Source organism: Chitinophaga sp. (assembly GCF_036566945.1).
In the GTDB taxonomy this organism is placed as follows: domain Bacteria; phylum Bacteroidota; class Bacteroidia; order Chitinophagales; family Chitinophagaceae; genus Chitinophaga.
In genome coordinates this window covers 1-5,453 of sequence record NZ_DATCVJ010000782.1, presented here as the reverse complement: position 1 = coordinate 5,453, position 5,453 = coordinate 1, and the positions used below count along the sequence as shown (strand labels likewise).

At 41.5% G+C, this 5,453-nt stretch carries 6 protein-coding genes; 3 read left to right on the top strand and 3 right to left on the bottom strand.

The features are described 5' to 3' along the window. Positions 1-356, top strand: a 356-nt coding sequence (locus VIP81_RS23570) for a GDSL-type esterase/lipase family protein (RefSeq protein WP_331967150.1), incomplete at its 5' end; no start/stop codon positions are given. 15 nt (positions 357-371) lie between these two features. On the opposite strand, the gene VIP81_RS23565 is transcribed toward VIP81_RS23570, so the two are convergent. Beyond that, entirely contained in the window at positions 372-740 is a 369-nt protein-coding gene (locus tag VIP81_RS23565; protein WP_331967147.1) for a helix-turn-helix domain-containing protein, read from the bottom strand. 78 nt (positions 741-818) lie between these two features. Between VIP81_RS23565 and VIP81_RS23560 the strand changes: the two genes are divergently transcribed. After that, on the top strand, positions 819-1,634 hold the full coding sequence (locus VIP81_RS23560; RefSeq protein WP_331967144.1) for an SDR family oxidoreductase: 816 nt from the start codon (positions 819-821) through the stop codon (positions 1,632-1,634). Positions 1,635-1,717: 83 nt separating this feature from the next. On the opposite strand, the gene VIP81_RS23555 is transcribed toward VIP81_RS23560, so the two are convergent. After that, entirely contained in the window at positions 1,718-3,262 is a 1,545-nt protein-coding gene (locus VIP81_RS23555; RefSeq protein WP_331967142.1) for an MFS transporter, read from the bottom strand. Positions 3,263-3,342: 80 nt separating this feature from the next. On the opposite strand from VIP81_RS23555, the gene VIP81_RS23550 reads away from it, so the two are divergent. After that, positions 3,343-4,188, top strand: a complete 846-nt coding sequence (locus VIP81_RS23550; protein WP_331967140.1) for an AraC family transcriptional regulator — start codon at positions 3,343-3,345, stop codon at positions 4,186-4,188. Positions 4,189-4,692: 504 nt separating this feature from the next. Here the strand turns inward: VIP81_RS23550 and VIP81_RS23545 are convergent. Then, positions 4,693-5,453: hypothetical protein (locus VIP81_RS23545; protein ID WP_331967137.1), on the bottom strand; the 761-nt coding region annotated here is incomplete at its 5' end.

Below are 5,453 nucleotides of genomic sequence, written 5' to 3'. Positions count from 1 at the left end.
AACAGTATGAGCAGGTGTACAGACAATTACTGGATGAGAGCAGGGCTCAAAACCCCCACCTGTTAATGGTAATTGGCGAACCTTTTACGTTGCCTTATGGCGGTACGGAAGGCGACACCAATCCCAGAGTGGCCGATGTAAAGAAAAGGCAGGAAATAGCCCGACGGTTGGCACGGGATTACAATGCCGTATTTGTGCCTTTTCAGCAGGTATTTAATGATGCCTTAAAAAGAGCACCGGAAAAATATTGGATTTGGGACCACGTTCATCCAACAGTGGCTGGACATGAGCTGATGGCAAGGGAATGGTTAAAGCAGGTGAGCAGCAGATTGAAATTTTTAAAAAAGGAGTATTAAGCGGGTTTAAAGTACTTATCCTTTTTCAACTTTCCGGATCTCTTTTCTGTGCTGTTTGCCCCATTTAATCATTTCCAGAATAATGCCTGCGAAAGTCTTGCAATAAGCAGTAGCATCATATGCTACCAATACCGGCGGACCGGGATTAGCTGTACGTTTAATCAGTTTGTTCAATTCGAGATCTTTTAACTCTCTTGATAGCATCCGGGTAGTGATGCCGGGGATGCTGCGTTCTATCTCACGGAACCGTTTATTTCCATTGCAAATGGAATTAATGATGGGTAACCGCCATTTGCCACCAACTACATAAATACAATCCTGTAAAGCCTGTATTTCTTCTGCCTGGTTACGTGGGTTGGATAATATGCCATTTGTCTTTTTCATTGGTATCATGCGTTATACTGGTTACAAAGTTATACCACTATATGATTAATTTTGGTTTTTATTTTAAAATCTGAAATCATGAGTAAAACAATTTTCATTACAGGCACAAGTTCAGGATTGGGAAAACTGACGGCTACATATTTTGCTGAACAAGGATGGAATGTGGCAGCTACTATGCGTACTCCTGAGAAAGAAACAACACTCACGCAATACGACAATATCAAAATTTTCAGGCTGGACGTTACCCAAACAGACCAGGTAAAAGCCGCTGTCGACGCTGCGATTGCGGCCTTTGGAAAAATTGACGTTGTAGTTAACAATGCGGGGCTGGGTACATATGGTGCATTGGAATTGGCTAACGAAAAAGATATTGACTGGCAATTTGCAGTAAATGTCCGTGGCCCGATCAATATTATCCGCGCCTTCTTACCTCACTTTCGTGAGCAGGGAGGTGGCAAATTTATCAATATCAGTTCCTGGATGGGCCTCACTACCGCGGTCCCTGTTGGCTCTTTGTACAATATGTCAAAGTTTGCACTGGAAGGCTTAACAGAAGGGCTTTATTATGAATTGAAGCCTTTGAACATTGACCTGCATCTTATTGAGCAAGGCGGTTCGGCCGATAATAATTTTCAGCATAATGTGGTATGGAACATCAATCCTTCCATAGAGGCATATGATGCAATTACGAATAAAGTAAAGCAGATTTTTAGCAATGCAAACCAGGCTTTGGATAATCCAATGACTATTGTGGATGTGATTTACAGTTTAGCTACCGGCCAAAACAAGCAATTCAGAAACGTTATCGGAAAAATGGGCAACGATCTTATTGCTTTGCGCAATTCCGTGCCTATTGAACAATACCTGGAAACCATCGCCGCTAATTTCGGATGATAGCTTATAAAAAAAGGAAACAATCAGTTTTGATTGTTTCCTTTTTTTGACCTCCCTGAACTTACCTTATCGCTACGAAGCATTTATACGGATGTATATACTTTCTTCCAACCAAAGGTGATAAAACTTGCCAGCGATAAAATCCAGACACCAATACCACCGTATAACATTATCCAGTCAAAACCTTGCAGGAGTGCTGCATGCATCACCATTCCGGAAGGATCTACATCAGATAACTGTGGAAAATCACGTTGAAGCGTGTGTAAGCTTCCAGTGGCTGCTTTTTCCGCCAACGCATGCAATGGTAGTTTATGGGGTGACAGGTGAGCTAATGCAGTTTCCAGATAAGATAAAATTCCTTTTACCAGGATAAATCCCATCAATGCAATATTAATGGCCAATGTAATCAACCGGGCACTCATATCTATACCGGAAGCCATTCCTGCCCGATTGCTTGAAACCGAGCCTGTGGCAGTATTGGTGGCAGGTGTATTGGTTAAGCCTAATCCAATACCTGCCAATATGGAACCGGGCAGCATGGTGAGCCAGCCTGCATTTCGGGCCAGACTTCCATACCTCATCACTATAAATCCTAAACCGATTATAAACAGTCCTGAAGGAACAACAATGCCTGGACGATACCGGGCGGAAAGGCGCTCCGCCAATGGTGGTATAATTAAGGTAGGGAGTGTATAAGCCAGCAAAGAAAGCCCCACAGTTATCACATCATAACCCAAACAGCTATGAAAATAAATAGGCAGATAAATAATAAATGGCCAAAAGCTAAAATTCATACCGATAGCACCCAAAATCGCACCTGAAAAATTGCGTGTTTTAAATACAGAAAAATCAAACATCGGGTAATCATTGTTTTTTTCAACCCATACAAAAATGATAAAGCTTATTGTTGCAGCGATAAGTATACAAATTGCAGAGGGGCTGGTAAAACCAATATCGCTTCCTTGTGTAATGAAATAAGTGACGCCAAAAACAGATAACGATAACGTGACGATTCCCCAAACATCCAGTTTCTTCGCCTCCGGGTCTTTGGATGCTGCCACATTCCCATAAACAAGAACAGCAGCCAGAACAGCTATGGGCACGTGTATCAGGAAAACCCATTTCCAGGACAGTAACCCCACAATACCACTGCCTATAATTGGTCCGAACCCTAATCCCAATCCAAGGATAATACCCCATACTCCAAAGGCTTTACTACGCTCCTTTCCTTCCTGAAATTGGTGAGAAAGGGCTGATATCTGACAAATCAACATGGCGCCTCCGCTTACTCCCTGAAAAAAACGACTTACAATCAGCACTGATACATTTTCCGCCAAACCACAAACCAGGGACGCAATACCAAATAAGCCAAGCGTAATAAGGAGCACCCGCTTACGGCCATATTTATCGGCCAGTGTCCCTGCTGCCATCAGCACTGTTGTACAGCCGATTGTATAAATATTCATGATCCACTGCATATCCCTCAGGTTGGCGCCTAATACCTTTTCAAGGGTCGGGAGTATCACTGGTACACTGGAAATCTCTAACGAAAACATCAGCGTAGCCATACAAATAGCAATGAGGGCAAGGGTGTTCTTATGCAGGTGGTGCTTATTCCTATTCTTCATATCAGTAATTTTTATCAAAATTAAACTGAGCACCACGTAGATATCAGTACATTTCAATGATAAAAAGGTATTTTTACCCTATGAAAAAGGAAAATATGCATCAATCCTTCGAAGTTGTTTATCGTAAGGTAGATGAATGCCCGGCCAGCGATTTACAGTTTAGCTTTTTCCAAATGGTGTATGTTATTTCCGGCACGGGATTTCTCCGTGTAAATGGCAACTGTATTGCCTTCCGGCCGGGCAACCTGATGTTAATGACACCCAACGATTATCATAACTTTCATATTAGTGAAACGACAGAATTCCTGCTGATTAGAATTAATAACGAATATGTCAAAGAATACAGGTCTAAAAATATAAACTGCATCGAGTGTTTATTATACTACGCGTCACATTTATCGGGCTGCATTCTAAAACAAAAAGAAGATGAATTCCTCGTTAAGTCGATAGTAGAATGTCTGTTGCACGCCATTGCACATAAGGACATCTATGATGAAGATTTAACCGCGCACTATGTAAATGCATTGATTGTAATTGCTGTCAGGAATATTTCAAAAATAAAACCACCAGGTATTAAGGGAAACGCAGATAAGCGAATACTGGACATCATCAATCATATACAGTCCAATATCTTTTCACCTGCAAATTTGAAGGCTTCCTTCATTGCCGATAAATTTGGCATATCAGATACTTATTTGGGAAGCTATTTCAGGAATCAATGTGGCGAAACGATCCAACAATTTATTGCCAACTATAGAATTCGGTTGATAGAACACCGATTAAGCTTTAGTGATATGAGGATTAACGAGATTGTAAATGAGTTCGGCTTTGCTGATGAAAGCCATCTAAATAAATTTTTCAAGAAGCATAGAGGTGTAAGTTTGACAGGATATAGAAAAGAAAAAAAGACAATTATTAATAGTTGAAGATATTCCCCCAACCCCGGGGACCAGTTACAGTCAAAATCATTTGCGATAAGCCTGCCGCAATTTCCTAAAAGCAAGGAAGGCATCTCGAAAATAATTGAGGAATTCCTTTAGTTTTCAGGTATATCTAAACTCATTTTTAGATAATTTATTTCAAAATATAATTTTTGATGTTGCGGTATCGCTTTTTGCGAAGAGTCGCGCATTCTACCCGATCCTGATTAATCATTATTTTACAAGGTTGAATGCCGGAGACATCATTTCCTGTTCTGCCCTGAAAATACCCTCACAAAAAATAAAAACCCGGAACAAGATTGGATAATACTATATCCAAAACATCTAAATTGGATATAATATTATCCAATCTGAAAAATCGCTTTACTGCAAGACTGCCAAAATTTACCATTCCGGACTGAAATAATTATTACTAAATATTACTTGTGAGAGTCCCCCTACTCCTAACCGATGAAAACCTCAGTTTGTTCCTCTTCCCGATTGTCACTTTTAGTTACTATTCGTGATACCCGGGAGGATGTACTTATCGATAATATAGATGGTAATAGGCTTCAACTGACGGCTAAAAATCACCGGGTGTTCTCCTCCCGATGTAAAATATTCCATTCTCCCATTAATTTTAGAATACCAAACTTTTCCTATGGCCAGACTGGTAATGGTGTCCGGCCTGGTTATCTTCCTTAAATTTTTCAACCTCATGGTATCTAACGCTATAACCCTTGCATTAGATATTTTCTGGTTACAGTCTATGGGCTCGTAATGATCCTCCAGCCAATACATGCAGTACCCGGAGCGCGGCGTCTGATTTTTATCTTTCCACCACCACATGCCTCCTGTACCCAGCACCAGCGATAACATCACCGCGGCGGCCAGTGTTTTGGTGGATTTCCCCCTTACCTTTTCCTGCTTACCGGTTTCTGTTGGGTTAACACCCCCACTTTCCGTTCCAATTAGACCACCAACGCTGACCGTAGTTGTTGGAATTTCCGGAATTACCGGAATTCCTTCTCGGTTATCCCTTCCAGTTGCGGACTGGGTCGTCGGGGAATCGGGTTCCTTTACCGGGTCTCCTGTTACCTGGTCGATATCCTCCAATACCGGAACTTCAGTTATATCACCATAGTCGGAAATCTCCTTCCCCATTTCCCAAGGCCTGCCGGGAAAGTCAATTAGCCACGCCAGAAGCTCAATATTCTTCTCATCTGTACTTTCAGACTTCCCTTTCAGGTAGTTCACTAATGGTCTGAACT